The following is a 19020-nucleotide window of genomic DNA, read 5'->3' as shown; positions in this document are numbered from 1 at the left end:
CTGTTGCAGCTTTATGCTCTTTTAAAAATAAGGTTGCTGCATTTAAGCAGTTCCGGCCATGAAAGCTAAGTTGAAGAGAAAGCTGCTTAGTATATCTCGGAAAGTATGGTAAGAGCAGTTTAATAAAGCTGTGTGGGGAAGCTTGTTACAGGATCAGATTGAAAGCGCAGCAGCCGAGGATGCAAAAGAACATTAACCCATAAAAATTTGATAAAGAGTTTTAAGTATGTATAACTTTTCTCGCGCCCGATTGCTGCTGTTGGCGACACTGGTTCTTTTTGGCTCTTGCAAGGGGCCGTTACGTCAGGCAGATGCTGCTGCTGTTCAAAAGCCGGATGCTACAGCCCGTGCTGTGGAGGAAATCAGAACAGGTGCAGACCAGACCGAGGCTTACCTGCCTTACCTAAGGGGAAAACGCGTGGGCATGGTGGTGAACCCAACCTCTATCATTGGGGAGGTTCCATGCGTCGACAGCCTGCAGGCCTTGGGTGTTAACATCGTAAAAGTTTTCGGGCCGGAACATGGTTTCCGTGGTGATGCGAGTGCCGGTGTGCATGTAGAAGACAGTGTGGACCCTAAGACGGGAATTCAGGTTGTCTCCCTCTATGGAAAAAACAGCAAGCCATCCAAAGAGAGCCTTGCCGATATCGATGTGATGGTTTTTGATATTCAGGATGTAGGGGCGCGATTTTATACTTATATCGCTACGATGCACCGCGTTATGGAGGCCTGCGCAGAAAACGGCAAAGAGCTGCTTATTCTGGACAGACCTAACCCAAACGGTTACCTGGTGGATGGCCCGATACTGGACATGGAACTGAAATCCGGAATAGGAATGCATCCTGTGCCTATTGCCCACGGCATGACGGTCGGTGAATATGCCCAGATGATCAACGGGGAAGGTTGGTTGGCCAACAAGGCAAAATGTAACATTCGCATTGTGAAGGTAAAGAACTACACCCACGATAGCGCTTATACTTTACCCGTAAGCCCTTCTCCTAATTTAAATACTCAGCAGTCTATCCTGCTTTACCCTAGCCTGTGCCTGTTCGAAGGCACCATTATCAGCCAGGGGCGCGGTACATACTTCCCTTTCACTGTATTAGGCAACCCGGAACTGGAGGGCAAGTACGCGTTTTCATTCACGCCCAAGGGCATAAAAGGAATGAGTGAGACGCCGCTGCATCAGGACCAGGCATGCTTTGGGCTTGATTTAAGGAGCTATGACACCGACGCGCTTCGGAAAAGCAAACAGGTAAACCTGAAGTGGCTGATGGAAATGTACCAAGCTTATCCGCACAAAGAGAAGTTCTTCGACTTCAGGCAAAGCAAACAGATGGGCAACTTCGATAAGCTGGCAGGAACTACCCAGCTGAAAGAGCAGATTGTTGCGGGCGTGCCTGAGGAGGAGATCCGTGCAAGTTGGGAGCCAGGGCTAAGTCAGTTCAAAGAAATGCGCCAGAACTACCTGCTTTACCCATGAGGGATGTCAGAACAGGAGCACAGCCCTCCGTGGCTATAAAGATGAATTTACTGCCCTATAGATACGCGTGCTTTATTGCTGCTTAAATCGGCTGTAGTTGGATGATTCCAGCTGATTTTACCATGAGTGGAATTTTTTTATCAACTAAAATTAATCAAACCCATTTTCTAGCTTGTTATGAAAGTATTAATACGGTGTATGATGTTCGCCTTAAGCTTGCTCATAGCTCAGGCAGGTTTTGCCCAAAGCAAGACTATTACCGGAAGAGTTACTTCCTTCGATGACGGTTCGGCGTTGCCTGGGGTTACGGTGGTAGTGAAGGGTACCTCTACCGGCACAACCGCTGATGTTAATGGAAATTACTCTATTCAGGCGGCTCCGGGCGATGTGCTGGTATTCAGCTTTATTGGGATGCTGGCTCAGGAACGTTCAGTAGGCGACGCCACAACCATTGATGTGGCTTTAGGAGCTGATTCCAAAGCACTTAAAGAAATAGTGGTGGTGGGCTACGGGACTCAGCAAAAATCCGATATTACCGGTGCCGTTTCTACGGTTGATGCGGAAGTGCTGGCGTCGCGCCCTATCCCAGATGTGGCGCGTGGCCTGCAGGGTACAACGCCAGGCCTGACCGTTACCTCGTCAACTGGAACCATAGGGCAGGAGCCTACCATCAGGCTCCGTGGTATGACGGGCTCTTTAACCGGTGGCGGGGCAAACCCCCTGATTCTAGTGGATAACGTGGAGATACCAAGTCTGCAGATGGTAAACCCGGAAGATATTGAAAGTATGTCGGTGCTGAAAGATGCTGCTTCTACCTCTATCTATGGCGCCAGAGGTGCATGGGGGGTGGTGTTGATCACCACTAAAAAGGGTAAAAGAGGAGCTGATACCAAAGTAAATTACTCTAACAACTTCTCCTGGTCTACTCCAACTACCACACCGGAGTTTGCCTCTGCCGCAGATGCCTCTGAGTTAGCGCTGATGTCTTACAGAAGAATAAACGGCAGCAAGGAAATGCCTCATATAGTAGGCGTTAACGTTGATGATGAAGCCGTTAGAAGAATGCGTGAGTGGGAACAACTGTACGGTGGTCAGGATCTGGGAAATGAGATGGTACTGGGCCGTGACTTTGAGCTGAGAGACGGAAAGCTATACTTCTACCGCTCCTGGGACCCAGGTGAAATGTACCTGAAAGAGTGGACGCCTCAGCAAAAGCATGATATCTCCGTTTCCGGTGGAAGTGAAAAGACAAACTATTACCTGGGTGTAGGTTACCTGGGGCAGGAAGGGGTGCTGAAAGTCAACCCGGATCAATTTGACAGGTATAACCTGAATCTTGGCGTAAATACAAGCGTTACTGACTGGCTTGATGTCCGTGCCAAGGTGCTGTACTCGAACTCCATCAACTCAACGCCTTTCGTCTTTAACAGTGCCACCTACGACCCATGGTACTACCTGTACAGGTGGCCAGCCATGTTCCCCTACGGTACGTACGAGGGGCTGCCATTCAGAAACGCCATCACCGAGGTTGAGCAGGCCAAAATGAACAGGCAAACGGATAACATGACACGGATAAACCTTGGAGGTACTTTGAAGCCTCTCAAAGGGTTAACGCTTGATGGTGACTATACCTATACAAGGTTCAATGGGACCAACCACCAAACGGGAGGTTCTGTATCGGCATATAACTACTGGGTAGGCGGAGGTCAGATGCCTTACGGACCTTATACTTCTGCTTCATATGATAAGGTGCGGTACGAGTCAAGCTGGAGTGACATGCACACCGGTAAGGCTTTTGCCACTTACGTAAAAGATATAAACGAGCACTCGTTTAAACTTCTGGCGGGTGGAGATGCAGAGGTTTATGAATACTGGTGGCAGGCGTCTGAGAAAAGAGGATTGCTGAACCCTGACCAGGGCGAGCTGCCTTTGGCAACTGGAGACCAGCTTGTGTTTGGTGACAGGAACCATTGGACTACGCTTGGCTTCTTTGGCCGCTTAAACTATTCCTACAAAAGCAAATACCTGTTGGAGCTTAACGGCAGGTACGACGGCTCATCCCGTTTGTCCAAAAGCGAAAAATGGGGCTTTTTCCCATCAATGTCTGCGGGCTACGTGATCAGTGAGGAACCTTTCATGGCGTTTACACAGCCCGTAATGACCTTCCTGAAGCTTAGAGGCTCCTGGGGCTCTATCGGAAACCAGAACGCTAGCATCAGCAGTATTTACTCCACAATGGCCCCATCGAACTCCAACTGGATAATGGGAGGCGTAAATACCCTAATGGTCGGAACACCATCCTATATTTCCGAAGCTTTAACCTGGGAGACAGTTTCTACGCTCGACTTCGGTTTAGACGCCAGGTTCTTCAACGATAAGTTCGGTGTTACCGCCGATTGGTACAGAAGATCTGTTACAGACATGCACAGCTCAGGTGTTACGCCGCCGGCAACGTTAGGCACTACAGCTCCAAAAAGGAACTACGGTGAAATGCAGACTACCGGCTGGGAACTGGCCCTGGATTGGAACCACTCGTTTGACAATGGTATTAACTTTAATGTAACAGGTACCCTGTCTGACTTCCAGGAGAAGATTACAAAGTATGAAAACTCTACCAAGACCATCCCTGATCCGATAGCTGCCCGCAATGCCATACTTGGGCGTTACTACGAAGGAATGAACCTTGGCGAGATATGGGGATTCGAGACAGACGGCTTCTTCTCTGAAGATGACTTTGTATTGGATGCCAGTGGCAATTATGTGCTGAAAGAGGGCGTGGCAGACCAGTCATACTTCGAGGGCGGTGGATTCGTTTACGGCCCTGGCGACGTGAAGTATAAAGACCTGAACGGCGATGGGAAAATTGACCGTGGTGCCAATACTTTGGACGATCATGGCGACATGAAAAAAATTGGAAACTCCACGCCGCGCTACCAGTATGGTTTACGCCTGGGAGCAGACTGGAAAGGCTTTGACCTGAGCATGTTCCTGCAGGGAGTGGGCAAGCGCGATTTCTGGGCATCCGGGCCTATTTTCATCCCAGGTTTCAGAGCACAGGAAGCTACCTTCTACCAGCACCAGCTGGACTACTGGACACCAGAAAACCAGGATGCCTTCTACCCACGCCCTACGGACGCGGGCCAGTCGAACAACGCCAGGAATTTCCTGCCGCAAACCAAGTACCTGCTGGACATGTCTTACCTGAGAATGAAGAACATCACCTTCGGTTACACATTGCCAAGCAGCCTGACGGGCAAGGCCAAAATTGAGCGTCTGCGCGTGTATGTAAGTGGGGAGAACCTGTTTGAGTTTGACAACTTAGACCTGCCAATAGATCCCGAGGTAGATTATACCAGCGCAGGCATAAGTGACCCCGCTTCTTTTGGCCGGGTTTATCCTTACCGAAGAACGCTCTCTTTCGGACTTCAAATTACCCTCTAATACATAAAACAGAATACTAATGAAAACTAAAATAGCTATAGCTATATTCTTCTCCCTAACGTTTTTTAGTTGCGAGAAGGATTTTCTGGAGACACCTCCTCAGGATCTGTTAACTGACGAGACCTATTGGACAAAAGAAGAAAACGTGCGAACCTTCTCTTACGGGTTCTATACCGCCTACTTCACCGGATACGGCTCCGGAAACACCTGGGGCAATTACTTTACAGGGCAGAGCCTGAACGATGACTTTGCGCCTTTTATACCTACGGAATACACCAAAAACGTACCTACCACCGGCGGTGGATGGACATTTACCTGGGTTAGAAAAGCAAACCTGTTTATCGATCGCGTTCAAACGGTTCCGATGCCGGAAGAGGCCATTGCACACTGGACTGGGGTTGGCCGCTTTTTCCGGGGCATGGAGTATTTTGACCTGGTAAAGCGCTTTGGAGATGTGCCTTGGTACAGCCGAGAGCTGATAGAAACGGACCTGGAGGAACTGTACAAAGGGCGTGATTCCCGAGCAATGGTGATGGACAGCGTGCTTGCCGACTTCAGGTATGCAGCCGAGCATGTGCGGTTGGAGGATGGGAAAGAAGGCTTAACAGTAAACAAGGATGTGGTGCTGGCCTTTATGTCGCGTGTGTTCTTGTTTGAGGGCACCTGGCAGAAGTACCACAACAACAATGCCGCCAAAGCAGCAGAGTACCTGGAGGCATCTAAGTGGGCAGCGGGGCAAATCATCAACTCTGGCAGGTACGCCTTGGGTGATTACAGAGATGTGTTCAGTTCACTGAGCCTGGCATCCAACCCGGAGGTTATCATGTACAGGGAGTATGAACCTGGGGTGCTGACGCATGCGCTAATGCACTACAACAACAACGAACCGCAAACTGGCCCTTCTAAAGATGTGATCGAGACGTACCTGGCAGAGGACGGGTTGCCAATTGAGATTTCCCCACTGTACCAGGGAGATCACGGCATCGAGCAGGTAATGGCTAACAGGGACCCTCGCATGTATGAAACCTTTGTTTCTGATGAACTGCGCCTTAACGGTATCGCCGGAAATTACTCTACCACTGGTTACGCCACCCACAAGTTCCTGAACGAATCGATCAAAGATGCACCTGAAGGTAGCCTTAGCTACAACCCTACGGATGCCCCTGTTATACGCTATGGCGAAGTCCTGATCAACTATGCAGAGGCGGCGGCTGAGCTTGCCACAGTAGGAGGGCCTGCACTCACGGATAGAGATTTAAACATGTCAGTGAATGTGCTGCGAGACAGAGTAGGAGTTGGTCTCCCGCACCTGCAGCTTGAAGGGGACCAACCTTCTGTAAACGGCGTTACCTATACCGACCCGGATAAAGATCCTACCGTGCCTTCTGTTATTTGGGAGATTCGTCGTGAGCGAAGAGTGGAACTGATTTTCGAAGGCTTCCGACTGGATGACCTTAGAAGATGGAAGAAACTGGAGTATACTGACACACAGGCGAACCAGGATATCAACAGAGGTGCCTGGGTGAACCTGGCAGACTATCCTGAGAAGAACAAACCGGATGTGAAGCTGACAGAAGGAACACAAGGGTACATCATCCCCTCTCCTTCGGCCCGTGTTTTTGTAGATCCTAAAGTTTACCTGAGCCCAATTCCACTGGATCAGCTAACGCTTTACAGAAACAACGGAGCTGAACTGAACCAGAATCCAGGCTGGTAATGTAATACGTCATAATTCAAGAAAGCCCTCCATGTGGTGAAAAGCGTGGAGGGCTTTTTCTATAAACAGCAACACAGTTAGCGATGGCAAAGAATTCCATACTACTTTCCCTTCTTTTAATTTTCACAACAGTGCTCCACGCGCAGGAGCGAAACACGATAAACCCTAAAAGAGAGTTCAGAGGCGTTTGGATTGCCACGGTCGAGAACATCGACTGGCCCTCCAGGCCGGTGGGCCGGGTAAACTCCGATGAACAGAAGCAGGAGTTTATTCAGATACTGGACGAGCACCAAAGAACCGGTATAAACGCGGTGATGCTGCAGGTAAGGCCATCAACAGATGCTTTCTACGCAAAAAGCAGCGAGCTTTGGAGTAGGTTCCTTACAGGCAAGCAAGGCCTTGCACCCGATCCGTTCTACGACCCACTGGAGTTCGCCATCGAAGAGGCACACAAGAGAGGCATGGAACTACACGCCTGGTTTAACCCATACCGCGCCTCCAACAACCTTATCGATTCGCTTATCAGCCAGGACCATATTACCCGCACCAGGCCTGAGTGGTTTTTTACCTATGGGGGCAAGCAGTACTTTAACCCTGGCCTGCCTGAGGTAAGGGAGTATATAACGGGTGTGATTATGGGCGTAGTAAGAAACTACGACATTGACGGTGTGCACTTTGATGATTACTTCTACCCCTACCCGGGGAAGGAAAGCCTGCCAGATTCCATCACCTATGCCAAGTATGGGAGTGCGTTCGACAGCATAGATGACTGGCGAAGAAACAATGTCGATGTGTTGATTCAGACACTTTCAGACAGCATTCATGCGGAGAAGCGCTATGTGAAGTTCGGTATCAGCCCGTTTGGGATCTGGCGTAATAAAGTGCAGGACCCCGCCGGCTCAGAAAGCAACGGGCTGTCAGGGTACAGTGCCCTGTACGCCGATGCACGGAAGTGGGTGCAGGAAGGGTGGATCGACTATGTGAATCCGCAGGTATACTTCCCGTTCAACTATAAGCCTGCGCCCTACGAGAAACTGGTGGACTGGTGGAGCGCCAACGCTTTTGGCCGGCACGTGTACGTGGGGCAGGGGGTATACAGGGCCATGGAGGACAGAGAGGGTTGGCGGGAGCGGCAACAGCTCCCAAACCAGATGCGCTACCTGCGTGAAAATCCGAAGGTGCAGGGCAGTGTGTTCTTCAGCTCAAAATCCCTTACTAACAATTTGGCAGGATTCAGGGATTCTCTGCAGCATGCCTTCTACCGCTACCCAACGCTGCAGCCGCAGATGCGGTGGCTGGATAATGTGCCGCCTACGTCGCCAGTAGCGCTGCGCAAACAAAAAATCCTGCTGTTCTTTAAGTCGAGGAAAGCAAAAATACAGTGGGAAAACGCGGAGGAAGAAGGAGAGCTCGTTTACGGGTACGTCCTATACCGGTTTGATGAAAACGACAGAATTGATCTGGAGAACCCGGAGAAAATTCTGAAGATAAGCTTTGACAATACCTTTACCTCTTATCATGATGAGCGTGCTGCCAAGGGCAAGTCTTACCAGTACGTGGTAACGGCTATCGACCGGATGAAAAACGAAAGTGCCCCCTCTAAGGTCCTTCGGGTAAGGGTGCGCTAAAAGCTCAGAATCATACTAAGGCCATACTTGTTGTGCCGGAAGCGGGCAGTAAGTATGGTGATACCCTTTAACTGATTAACAGATGAAGTATACTTGCCTTCTGCAGCTGCTTGCCTGCTCGTTTTTGGGTTGCCAGCAAGTGGCCAATAAGCGGCTGGTACCGGAAAATGTCGCTTATCTCCCACGCGAAGAGTGGGGTGCAAAGGCGCCCGTGCTGCCCATGCGCGAGCACCAGCTGACAAGGATCACCATTCACCATACAGGCACCAACCAAAATCCCGGGCGTTCGCTAACTGAGAAGATGCGGACACTGCAGAATTTTTCACAGAAGGACAGCCCTTTGGCGAGCGGTAAAATGAAAAAAGCCTGGGCTGATATTCCCTACCACCTGTACATTGGGGTGAACGGAGAGGTGGCGCAGGGGAGGGAGTTGAAATATGTAGGGGACTCTAATACGCCGTACGATCCCGCCGGGCACCTGCTTGTGGTGGTAGAGGGAAACTTCGAGACAGAAGAAACAACCCCGCAACAGCTGGAGAGCCTGAGAATAGTGGTGCCTGCACTCGCAGAGCGTTTCCAGATTGCGGCAGATAGTATAGGCGGGCACAAGGACTTTGCCCTTACCAGTTGCCCGGGCAGAGGACTGTACGCAGAACTGCCGCACCTGCGGGAGTTGGTGTCGGCGCAGCGGTAGGCCAGCACTGTATGCACGCTGCTAAAAGGCAAAGCGACGTGGCGTATGAGCTGCTGTTGGCGGGTGCGGAATAAAGCCATACTTGTACCGGATGCCTAAGCTCTTATAGCAATACAACCTGCTATGGGAGCTTATTAGTATCCTGGTGTTTGCGTTTTTGTGCAGCTTTTATTTTAAATAATGGCACTAGTAAATAGATATTGCTGATATTTTAATAAATTAGAGCTTAGAATAGGTTTTGTTATGCGTTTTTATGCATGTTGCCTGATGTCCATACTTGCGGAGAAACAATCAAACATTTGATTTTACATTAAACCCCCCATAGCAGATGAATACACTGAAATATGCAGGACTTCTGGTATTACTAATGGTTACTTCCCTGTGCGAGGGGCAATCCTTTAAGTTCGCATTTGTGTCGGATACGCATATAGGAGGAAAGACGGCTGATGAGGACCTGCAGCGAACGGTAAATGACATCAACGCAGACTCTTCGCTAAGCTTTGTGCTCCTGACGGGAGACATCACAGAGTTTGGTTCCGACGAAGAACTGAAGCTGGCAAGGAGCATTATAGACAACCTGAACAAGCCTTGGTACATTGTGGCGGGCAACCATGATTCAAACTGGTCGGAGAGCGGCAGCAACAGCTTTAGGATCGTGTTTGGGGCAGAAACTTTCGCCTTTACCCACGGCGGCTACCTTTTTGCAGGCACCTCTTCGGGGCCTAACATGCGCATGGGGCCGGGGCAGGTGCCCCGGGAAAACATTGTGTGGCTCGATTCTGTGCTCACCAACATGCAGGATCCCACCATGCCTGTTATTTACATCAACCATTACCCGCAAGATTCTTCCCTAAACAACTGGTACGATGCCATAGACCTGCTGAAGAAGCAGAACGTGCAGCTGATTCTGCATGGCCACGGCCACAACAACCGCCGCTTTACTTACGATGGAATACCTAGCGTAATGGGGCGCTCCAACTTACGTGCAAAAGACCCTGCTGGCGGATACAATATCGTTACCATCGAAGGTGGCGTTGCCCGCTTTGAGGAGAGAAAGCCCATGGAGCAAACGCAGCAGCAGTGGCTGGAGGTGCCGCTCCAAAACCATCACTTCGATAAAGAAACCATTCAGTACCACAGGCCGTCTTACGCGGTAAATAAAGTGTACCCGAACGTAAAAGTGGTGTGGGAGTACCAGGATGACAGCGATATAGGGGCGGGAACTGCTACAGGCAAAAACGTGGTGGTAGTTACGAACACCAGCGGGGAGGTATATGCCCTCGATAAGAAAAGCGGTAAGCGTAAGTGGACCTATAAAACCAACGGTAAGATTTACGCGACACCGGCCATCCAAGGCAAGTATGTGGTGGTAGCCTCGTCTGATAACAACATTTACTGCCTGGCCATCTCAAGCGGAAAGCTGCTCTGGAAGGTGGCGGCCGAAAGACCTGTTTTAGGTTCGCCGCTTATCCAGGATAATAAAGTATATATCGGCGCTTCCGACGGGCACTTCAGGGCCATCAGCCTGAAGGATGGTAAATTACTTTGGGATTTTGACCAGGTAAACAACTTTGTAGTTACAAAGCCGCTGCTGTACAAAGGGAAAGTATACTTCGGCAGTTGGGGCAATGAGTTTTATGCCCTGGATGCCAACACAGGGGAGCTCTCCTGGAAGTGGAGCAACGGGTCCGCGAACCGAATGTTCTCGCCTGCCGCCTGCTACCCTGTGGCTACGGATGGCAAAGTATTCATCGTGGCTCCGGACCGTTACATGACTTCCCTGGATGCGGCCACCGGTAACGTAGTATGGCGGAAGCAGATGAAGGATATCAGGGTGCGCGAGTCGATGGGCTTATCGGCCGACAGCGCGCTGGTTTACGTGAAAACGATGGATGGGGAAGTATACGGTGTGTCTACAGCGGCAGACTCCATGCAACTGGCCTGGGAATCTGACTTGAAGCTGCCTTACGAGTTGGCCCCCTCTGCCATCGTGGAGCACAAGGGAATAGTGTACGTGCCCAGCAACTCAGGCATGGCAAGCGCTATCGACAGGCAAAGCGGAAAGGTGCTGTGGAAGCATAAAATTTCAAATGGGCTGATGAACCCGATCATGCCCCTGGGCAAGAAGAGAGTGGTGTTGAGTACTATGGATGGTAAAGTCACGTGCCTGGAATACTCGCCTGAATAAGCTAAACTTAGAAGAAGTTATTTTAATTATACATAAATGGAGATTACAACCGAGAAAGACTCAAACTACAATAATCTTGAGAAGATGTCTGTGAAGGAGATTCTGGAGAATATTAACAATGAAGACAAAACTGTACCCCATGCTGTGGAGAAAGCACTTCCGCAGCTAGAGAAACTAGCCCTGGTGGTGGCGGAGAAAATGAAAGCCGGCGGCAGGCTGCTGTATATCGGGGCAGGCACCAGCGGCAGGCTCGGCGTGCTGGATGCCTCCGAATGCCCCCCTACCTTTGGGGTGCCCTTTGATTGGGTGGTAGGCCTGATAGCCGGCGGCGACGGCGCTATCCGCAAGGCGGTAGAGTTTGCAGAAGACGATATGGAGCAGGCCTGGAAAGACCTGCAGGCATACGACATAAATGAAAACGACGTAGTTGTAGGCCTGGCAGCGTCAGGCACTACGCCATACGTGATCGGCGGCCTCAGAAAAGCAAATGAAAACGGGGTAGCCACAGGTTGCATCGTTTGTAACTCAGGAAGCCCGGTGGCGGCAGAGGCAAAGTACCCTGTGGAAGTGGTGGTAGGCCCCGAGTTCCTCTCCGGCTCTACGCGCATGAAGTCGGGCACAGCGCAGAAACTGGTACTCAACATGCTCAGCACTGCTGTTATGATACAGCTCGGCCGGGTGAAGGGCAACAAAATGGTGGACATGCAGCTGTCGAACCACAAGCTCTATAACCGTGGTGTGCGCATTATTATGGGCGAAACAGGTATAGCGGAGGAAACTGCAGCCTCGCTTCTGGAAAAGCACGGAAGTGTGCGCAAAGCCATAGACAGCACATTGCAGGTCTCTCCTGAGTAACCTGATACTGCGCCACCTTTTACTTTCAAAGGTGGCGCATCTTGCTTACACTTGCAGGTGCCTTTCTATAAATAAAGTGCAGGCGGTTTGCGTTGTATGATTTTAGCACTAGATACTTTTAGCCTATGTCTCCAATAATTCTCTTGTCCTTTCTGATAGGATATTTCGCCGTACTGATTGGCATCTCTTACTTCACCTCGAAAGGCGCTTCGGATAACTCCAGTTTCTTTATCGCCAACAGGAACTCCAAGTGGTACTTTGTGGCCTTTGGGATGGTGGGTACTGCGCTGTCTGGTGTTACCTTTATCTCGGTGCCCGGGGCCGTTGCCAACAGCAGCTTCAGCTATTTCCAGTTCGTGCTGGGCAACACCGTAGGGTTTGTGCTGATAGCCACTGTGTTGCTTCCCCTGTACTACCGCATGAACCTCATCTCGATCTATACTTACCTGGAGAGGCGCCTGGGCTACTGGAGCTATAAGTCCGGGGCATTGATTTTCCTGGTTTCCCGCGTTATCGGGTCAGCGTTCCGGCTGTACCTGGTGGCCATCGTGCTGCAGAAGTTTATCTTTGATGCCTGGAACGTGCCCTTTGGAGCCACCGTGGCCATCTGCCTCGTGCTCATCTGGGTGTACACCCACAAAGGCGGCCTGAAAACCATTGTGATAACAGACACACTCCAAACGGTTTTTCTCTTGTCGTCGGTGCTGCTCTCGATTTGGTTTATTTCCAGAAGCCTGAACCTGGACCTGTTGCAAACCTTTGAGGCTGTAAAGGAAAGCTCTTACTCCAAGATGTTTTTCTGGGAGGATTTCCTGGGCAACAAGGCCCATTTTCTGAAGCACTTTATCGGCGGTATCTTTGTAACCATAGCCATGACAGGCCTTGACCAGGACCTGATGCAGAAGAACCTGAGTTGCAAAAACATTGGGGAGGCGCAGAAGAACATGCTTTCCTTTACGCTGGTGTTCGTGTTCATCAACATCTTCTTCCTGAGCGTGGGTGCGCTGCTGTACCAGTATGCAGGCGCTAACGGCATTGATGTGGCGGCCTTGAAAACACCCGATCACTTGTTCCCCGAAATCGCGCTCAACCACCTGAATATCCTGCCCGCCATTGTGTTTATGCTCGGTTTAACGGCCGCCACCTTCGCCACCACAGATTCTGCGCTTACGGCGCTGACAACCTCCTTCTGCGTCGACTTCCTGGATTTCGACAAGAAGGCAGATCAGAACGACCCGCGCCTGGTGCGTACGCGCCACATGGTGCACATTGCTTTTTCAGTGGTGATGCTGCTGGTTATACTTGTCTTCAGGATGATAAACGACGACTCGGTGGTGAATGCCATCTTTAAGGCGGCCGGTTACACGTATGGTCCACTGCTGGGGCTGTTTGCCTTCGGTATGGCCAACAAACGCGCCGTAGCCGACAAACTGGTGCCGTACATCTGCCTGTTGTCCCCTTTAATCACCTACATACTCGACAGCAACTCCGTAGCCTGGACGGGCTATGCGATGGGTTTCGAGCTGATTGTGGTGAATGCAGCCATCACCATGCTAATGCTGGCCATGACCAGCAGACCGGGCACGGGTGAGGCGACGAGCGAAGGGGCGGCCTCTTCACTGCCTGGCGCCAAACAAAAGCAAACGGCGTATTAAGCCTCGCATTTTATGGAAATAGAAAAGCTTTTGGAAACCGTTCTGCCAAAGGCGCGCATACGCGCACGGCTGATCGATGTAGTATCGTGGGCATCGGATGCCGGTTTTTATTACCTGAGGCCGAAAGCCGTGGTGCAGCCGGTGTCTGAGGAAGAGGTAAAGGGCCTCTTCGCGTTTTCGCACCAGCACAAGGTCCCGCTTACCTTCCGCACGGCAGGCACCAGTCTTTCGGGGCAGTCTATAACAGATGGTATACTGGTGGACCTGAGCCAGTTCTGGAACAAGGTTACGGTGGAGAATGAGGGGGAACTGGTGCGGGTGCAGCCCGGGGTGATCGGAGCCATCGTGAATGCCTTTCTGCGGAAGTATAAGCGCAAAATCGGGCCCGACCCGGCAAGTATAAACTCAGCCATGATGGGTGGTATACTTTCCAACAACGCCAGTGGCATGTGCTGCGGCGTGAGCAAAAACTCCTACCACACCACCAGGTACATCCGGTTTGTGCTGCCGAACGGCAAAAGCTATACCACCGAAGCCGAGGCAGACTACGCCCGTTTCAGGGAGGAATGCCCTGCGATATACCTGAAGCTGGAGGAGATGAGGGCGCAGGTGCAGCAGCAGCCCGCGCTACACGACATTATCCGGCACAAGTATAAAACCAAAAATACGGTTGGCTATTCCGTAAACGCCTTTATTGATTACGAGCACCCACTCGACATTCTGGCACACCTGCTGATCGGTGCCGAGGGAACGCTTGGGTTTATAGCCGAAGCCGTGCTGCAAACGGTGCTCGATTACCCCGCCAAGTCCACGGCGCTGCTGTACTTCCCTGATATGTATGCGGCCTGCCAGGCCATTGTGCCTTTAACAGAGGCAGGCGCGGAAGCGGTAGAGTTGATGGACCGGGCATCGCTGCGTTCGATTGAGCATATGGAGGGCGTGCCTGCTCTCATTAAAACGCTGCCGGGTGCGGCGGCGGCTTTGCTGGTGGAGTTCCAGGGAAACAACCAGGAGGAGCTGCAGGAGAAGGTAAATGGCTTCCTGTCGCTGTCGCCTCAGCTTGCCCTGCTAAGCCCTCCTGCGTTCACGGCAGACCCAGCCGAGCAGGCGTTCCTGTGGAAAGTGCGCAAGGGCATGTTTCCGGCCGTGGGCGCCGTAAGAGCCAGTGGTACCACAGTTATACTTGAGGATGTCGCGTTTCCAGTCGAGCGGTTAGGCGATGCCATACTTGATTTGCAAGCCCTCTTTCAGCGGCACAAGTATGACAACGCCATCATCTTCGGCCACGCCAAGGACGGCAACATCCACTTTGTGGTGACGCAGGCGTTCGACACTCCTTCAGAGATAGAACGGTACAACCGTTTCCTGCAGGAGGTAGTGGCGCTGGTGGTGAAGAAGTATAACGGGGCGCTGAAAGCCGAGCATGGCACAGGCCGTAACATGGCGCCTTTTGTGGAGACGGAGTGGGGGAGCGAGATTTACGCAATCATGAAGTCCCTCAAGGAAACCATCGATCCAGAGAACCTGCTCAATCCGGGCGTCATCATCAACCACGATAAAAACGCGCACATCCAGTACCTGAAAGACCTGCCAAAGGTAGAGGAGGAGGTGGACAAGTGCATGGAGTGCGGCTTCTGCGAACACAAATGCCCCAGCCGGAACATTACGCTTACTCCGCGCAGGCGCATAGTGGTGCGCAGGGAACTGCTGAAGCTGAAAAGGCAGGGAAACAAAAAGCAGCACAAGAAGCTGTTGCAGCAGTACCAGTACGATGGCCTTGACACCTGCGCCGTGGATGGCCTGTGCGCCACCGCTTGCCCCGTAGACATCAACACGGGAGACCTGGTGAAACGACTGCGGCGCGAGAGCCACAGCGACTTGGCTAACGAGGTGGCGCTGTTGGTGGCAAGTAACTTTAAGCTGGCAACCTCTGTCGCGAAGGCGGGTCTGAAAGCTGGTGTTGGCGTAAACAGTTTGCTGGGAGCGAACACGCTGGTGAACCTGACAAAAGGCGCGAAAGCCATCGTGCCTGCTTTGCCTTTGTGGTCGAACCAGCTGGCTGCCGCGCCTGGTTTTGCCGCGCAGGCGGAAAAAGCGAGCAGCACGAAAGAAAAAGCAGCGGTGGTATACTTTCCCACCTGCATTTCCCGCACCATGGGCGACGCAGCAGGAGGCAAGAAAAGCACCATTGAGACCTTTATTAGTTTATCCGGCAAAGCAGGCATCGACTTCCTGATACCGCAGGATGCCCAGGGGAGCTGCTGCGGTCAGATATTCTCGTCTAAGGGGTACAGCAAGGCTTTTGCCCATACCGCAAACGAGACCATCCAGAAAGTATGGCAATGGACCGATGAAGGTCGCCTGCCGCTGGTGCTGGATGTTACATCCTGCACCTATACCCTACAGGGCTGCCGCCCGGTGCTGACACCGGAGAACAAGACGAAATTAGATAAGCTAAAGATCATCGACAGCATTGATTACATTATGGATTTTGTGTTGCCGCATGCCCAGGTGGTTCGCAGGAAAGAGCGGGTGGTGCTGCATCCGGTTTGCTCACTGCAGAAGATGGGGCTGGAGGCCAAGTTTGTAAGTATAGCCAAGCAGCTGGCGCAGGAGGTAACGGTGCCGTTGCACAGCGGCTGCTGCGGCATGGCAGGCGACAGGGGCTTTTTGGTGCCTGAGCTTACCAAATCAGCCACCATGCCAGAGGCAAACGAAGTGAAGCAGCAGGAATATGACGGCTACTACTCCAGCGCCAAAACCTGCGAAATGGCCATGTCCGAAGCAGTAGGCAGAAACTACGAATCGATTATGTACCTGCTCGACGAATGCATCGGGCAGCGCAGTAACACAGCTACGCAGAACGCTGCTGTGGCAGGCGGCGCTCCTGCTGCGCTCTAGCCTGTATAGTATAAAGGCAGGGTCCGTTTTCTGATAGAAATGAACCCTGCCTTTATTGATTATCCTGTAAAATCTGAATACAGAAACAAGATGCTACGGCTGTTTTAACTGTGCCTGACCAGCGGTTCCTATCCCGCGTCTGGTGAATTACAACACCGTTAGTGCCTTCGCGTAATGTTTCAGTTCTGCTGATTTGGGCTTTAGGTCTGTCACCAGGTAGTGAACGGAGTTAAGTTTGCAGACCTGCATGTTCTGGTTAGAGTCCAGTTTTTCGGCTATGCTCATGATCGCGGTCTTGTTGGCGGACTTTATCATTGCTTTCTTCACCTGCACTACCTCCCAGTCAGAGTCCGTTATGCCGTCTTCCAGCGAAACACTGTTGGCTCCTAACACGCACAGATCAACTTTAATCTCGGAAAGCTGGCTTATCACCTGGGCGCCGATGTTGATGTGCGAGTTTCTGGAGAGCTGGCCGCCTACCAGGAAAACCTTGATGTTGCTGCGTTCCGCAAGTTCCAGGGCGATGAGGGGGCTAACGGTGAAGAAGGTGCACTTCAGGCTGTCGGGAATCATGCGGGCCACTTCCGTCATGGTGGTGCCGCCGCCCACCAGTACAATCATCTCATCCTGTATCAGTTGGATTACTTTTCGGGCAATCTCCTTCTTTGACTCCTTAGCGTATATTTCCGTCTGCTGGAAAGGGTAATGAAAGGACTTTGAAAGCGCTCCCCCATGAACCTTCATGATTTTGCCGGCTTCAGCCAGTTCGTTCAGGTCTCTTCTTACGGTGTCTTCTGATACATTCAGTTTGGCACTCAAGTCTGAGGAAAGCACCTTGTTGTGTAAATTTATCTGCTTTATAATAAAAGCCTGCCGTTCTTCCTTTAGCATTCTGTTCTTTCTTGAAAAATAACTTCCAAATATAAGTTATTTTCTATCAATAAGCCTACCCCTAAATTGGAAGAATCCATTTCTGAATAGCTTGTTTCTGCTACATACTCGGCCTATACTTACGGAAGCTTTTGCATTGTGGGGCAGTAGGCGGCGTGGTTTCGACGGTGCCTACTGCCCCGCAACGTATGGCAGGGCAACTGTTTTATACTTTCACGTAAATCTTCTTCCTGTCCATCCAGAAGCCGATTACCCACATCAGCAGCATGTATGAAAGGGCAAACAGCAGGGAGGCCGTTTTCCCTTCGGACCAGGTCAGGAACAGGTGTTCGTAAAGCCATTTCTGCAGGCTGATATCACCAATGCGAATAAAGTTGAGTGCTTTGATCAGCAGCGTGGCCAGTGCAAAGATGAAAAGCGGATTCTTGCCGAAAGCCTCGAAAAAGTGCCCTAGCCTTACAAGCCCCGCAATCTCTAAAATGTAAATCAGCGCTGCCAGGATGAGCAGGCTCAGGCCAACAGAGTGCAACACATAAGAGCTGGTCCACAGGGGCTTGTTGATGGGGAAGTAGAAATCCCACAGCAGGGCGATGGCTACCAACACAGCACCTGCTATACTTAGCTTGAACACAGTAGTGCCGTTGTTGCCGTGCTTCTGAATAAATATACCTGCAATGTAGCCCGCCAGTACGTTTACAGTGGCTGGCAAGGAGCTTAGCAGCCCCTCCGGGTCAAACGGTATCCCGAAGCCCTTGTACATGTTTTCCTCCGGCAGAAGCAAGCGATCGAACTTGAGCGCGGCATTGCCCTCGAGGCTGTACGGATCCGAGCCGCCAAAGAAGTATGATATTGCCCAGTAAGCGAGCAGGGTAATAAAGCCAAATGCCAGCGTGCCTTTATACCTGAGGTAGTGCACCACCAACGAAGCGATGCAGTAGCAGAGGGCAATGCGCTGGAGCACCCCCATAATGCGCACAGCCGTAAAGTCCTTCAGCACGATCTGGCCTTCCGGGTCACGGGTGATAAAAGGGAAGAGGTTCAGGAAAAGGCCTATCAGGAAAATAAGCGCTGTTCTCTTAAACACTTTTTTCAGGAAGGCACTTTCCGGATAGCTCTCAAACTTCCGCATGCTAAAACTCATGGCGTTCCCCACTGCAAAAAGGAAAGACGGGAATACCAGGTCAGTTATGGTGAAACCGTGCCAGGCTGCATGTTTGAACGGTGCATAAATGCTTCCCCAGCTACCGGGGTTGTTCACCACGATCATCAAAGCGACAGTCAGTCCCCGGAGTACATCCAGCGCCAGGTATCGGCCTGAGGAGCTGGCTTGTAGCAGCCCTGTAGCGGCGTTGGTTTTGGCAGTTACAACGTTGTTCATAAAGTTCAGAGGTTGATTGGAAGAGCAGTTTATTAACAGGAGGTTTGAATAAGGTGAAATTGGCTTGTACTTAAAAATATGCGGAAGCTTTATGGAAATGTAGCAATGCCAGGCGCTTTAAACAATAGCGCCTGGTTGGCAATAGTAAATAAGTATACACATGTTGTCATAGAGCTAATTTCTGGGGCA

The 19020-nt window shown here is 51.3% G+C and carries 11 protein-coding genes; 9 read left to right on the top strand and 2 right to left on the bottom strand.

Going from position 1 to position 19020, the window contains the following annotated elements:
• The first annotated feature begins 226 nt into the window (after positions 1-226).
• The 9 genes from ACFQ2O_RS01505 to ACFQ2O_RS01465 all read left to right on the top strand — a co-directional run bounded on the left by ACFQ2O_RS01505 (position 227) and on the right by ACFQ2O_RS01465 (position 16562).
• Positions 227-1483: an exo-beta-N-acetylmuramidase NamZ family protein gene (locus tag ACFQ2O_RS01505; protein ID WP_377522350.1), complete on the top strand. Its 1257-nt coding sequence runs from the start codon at positions 227-229 to the stop codon at positions 1481-1483.
• 177 nt (positions 1484-1660) lie between these two features.
• Complete coding sequence (locus ACFQ2O_RS01500) at positions 1661-4924, top strand: SusC/RagA family TonB-linked outer membrane protein (protein ID WP_377522349.1); 3264 nt, start codon at positions 1661-1663, stop codon at positions 4922-4924.
• A 19-nt stretch (positions 4925-4943) separates the two neighbouring features.
• On the top strand, positions 4944-6641 hold the full coding sequence (locus tag ACFQ2O_RS01495) for a RagB/SusD family nutrient uptake outer membrane protein (RefSeq protein WP_377522348.1): 1698 nt from the start codon (positions 4944-4946) through the stop codon (positions 6639-6641).
• Between the two features lie 83 nt (positions 6642-6724).
• On the top strand, positions 6725-8269 hold the full coding sequence (locus tag ACFQ2O_RS01490) for a glycoside hydrolase family 10 protein (protein WP_377522347.1): 1545 nt from the start codon (positions 6725-6727) through the stop codon (positions 8267-8269).
• Between the two features lie 82 nt (positions 8270-8351).
• A complete protein-coding gene (locus ACFQ2O_RS01485) occupies positions 8352-8963 on the top strand; it encodes a peptidoglycan recognition protein family protein (RefSeq protein WP_377522346.1) in 612 nt (203 codons plus the stop codon).
• 328 nt (positions 8964-9291) lie between these two features.
• Positions 9292-11151 carry an outer membrane protein assembly factor BamB family protein gene (locus ACFQ2O_RS01480; RefSeq protein ID WP_377522345.1) on the top strand — a complete coding sequence of 620 codons (1860 nt, stop codon included), beginning with the start codon at positions 9292-9294 and terminating at the stop codon, positions 11149-11151.
• A gap of 36 nt (positions 11152-11187) precedes the next feature.
• Positions 11188-12006: an N-acetylmuramic acid 6-phosphate etherase gene (gene murQ, locus ACFQ2O_RS01475; RefSeq protein WP_377522344.1), complete on the top strand. Its 819-nt coding sequence runs from the start codon at positions 11188-11190 to the stop codon at positions 12004-12006.
• A gap of 125 nt (positions 12007-12131) precedes the next feature.
• Positions 12132-13661 carry a sodium:solute symporter gene (locus tag ACFQ2O_RS01470; RefSeq protein WP_377522343.1) on the top strand — a complete coding sequence of 510 codons (1530 nt, stop codon included), beginning with the start codon at positions 12132-12134 and terminating at the stop codon, positions 13659-13661.
• 12 nt (positions 13662-13673) lie between these two features.
• Entirely contained in the window at positions 13674-16562 is a 2889-nt protein-coding gene (locus ACFQ2O_RS01465) for an FAD-binding and (Fe-S)-binding domain-containing protein (RefSeq protein ID WP_377522342.1), read from the top strand.
• 147 nt (positions 16563-16709) lie between these two features.
• Here the strand turns inward: ACFQ2O_RS01465 and ACFQ2O_RS01460 are convergent, their stop codons facing one another.
• Together ACFQ2O_RS01460 and ACFQ2O_RS01455 are read right to left on the bottom strand one after the other, a co-directional pair.
• The gene (locus ACFQ2O_RS01460; RefSeq protein ID WP_377522341.1) at positions 16710-17453 is read right to left on the bottom strand and encodes a DeoR/GlpR family DNA-binding transcription regulator; all 744 of its coding nucleotides are present in this window, start codon (positions 17451-17453) and stop codon (positions 16710-16712) included.
• A 205-nt stretch (positions 17454-17658) separates the two neighbouring features.
• The gene (locus tag ACFQ2O_RS01455; protein WP_377522339.1) at positions 17659-18831 is read right to left on the bottom strand and encodes an acyltransferase family protein; all 1173 of its coding nucleotides are present in this window, start codon (positions 18829-18831) and stop codon (positions 17659-17661) included.
• Positions 18832-19020 lie beyond the last annotated feature (189 nt).

It is taken from the genome of Pontibacter rugosus (assembly GCF_042678745.1).
Classification (GTDB): domain Bacteria; phylum Bacteroidota; class Bacteroidia; order Cytophagales; family Hymenobacteraceae; genus Pontibacter; species Pontibacter rugosus.
This window is presented reverse-complemented; position numbering and strand designations above follow the sequence as displayed.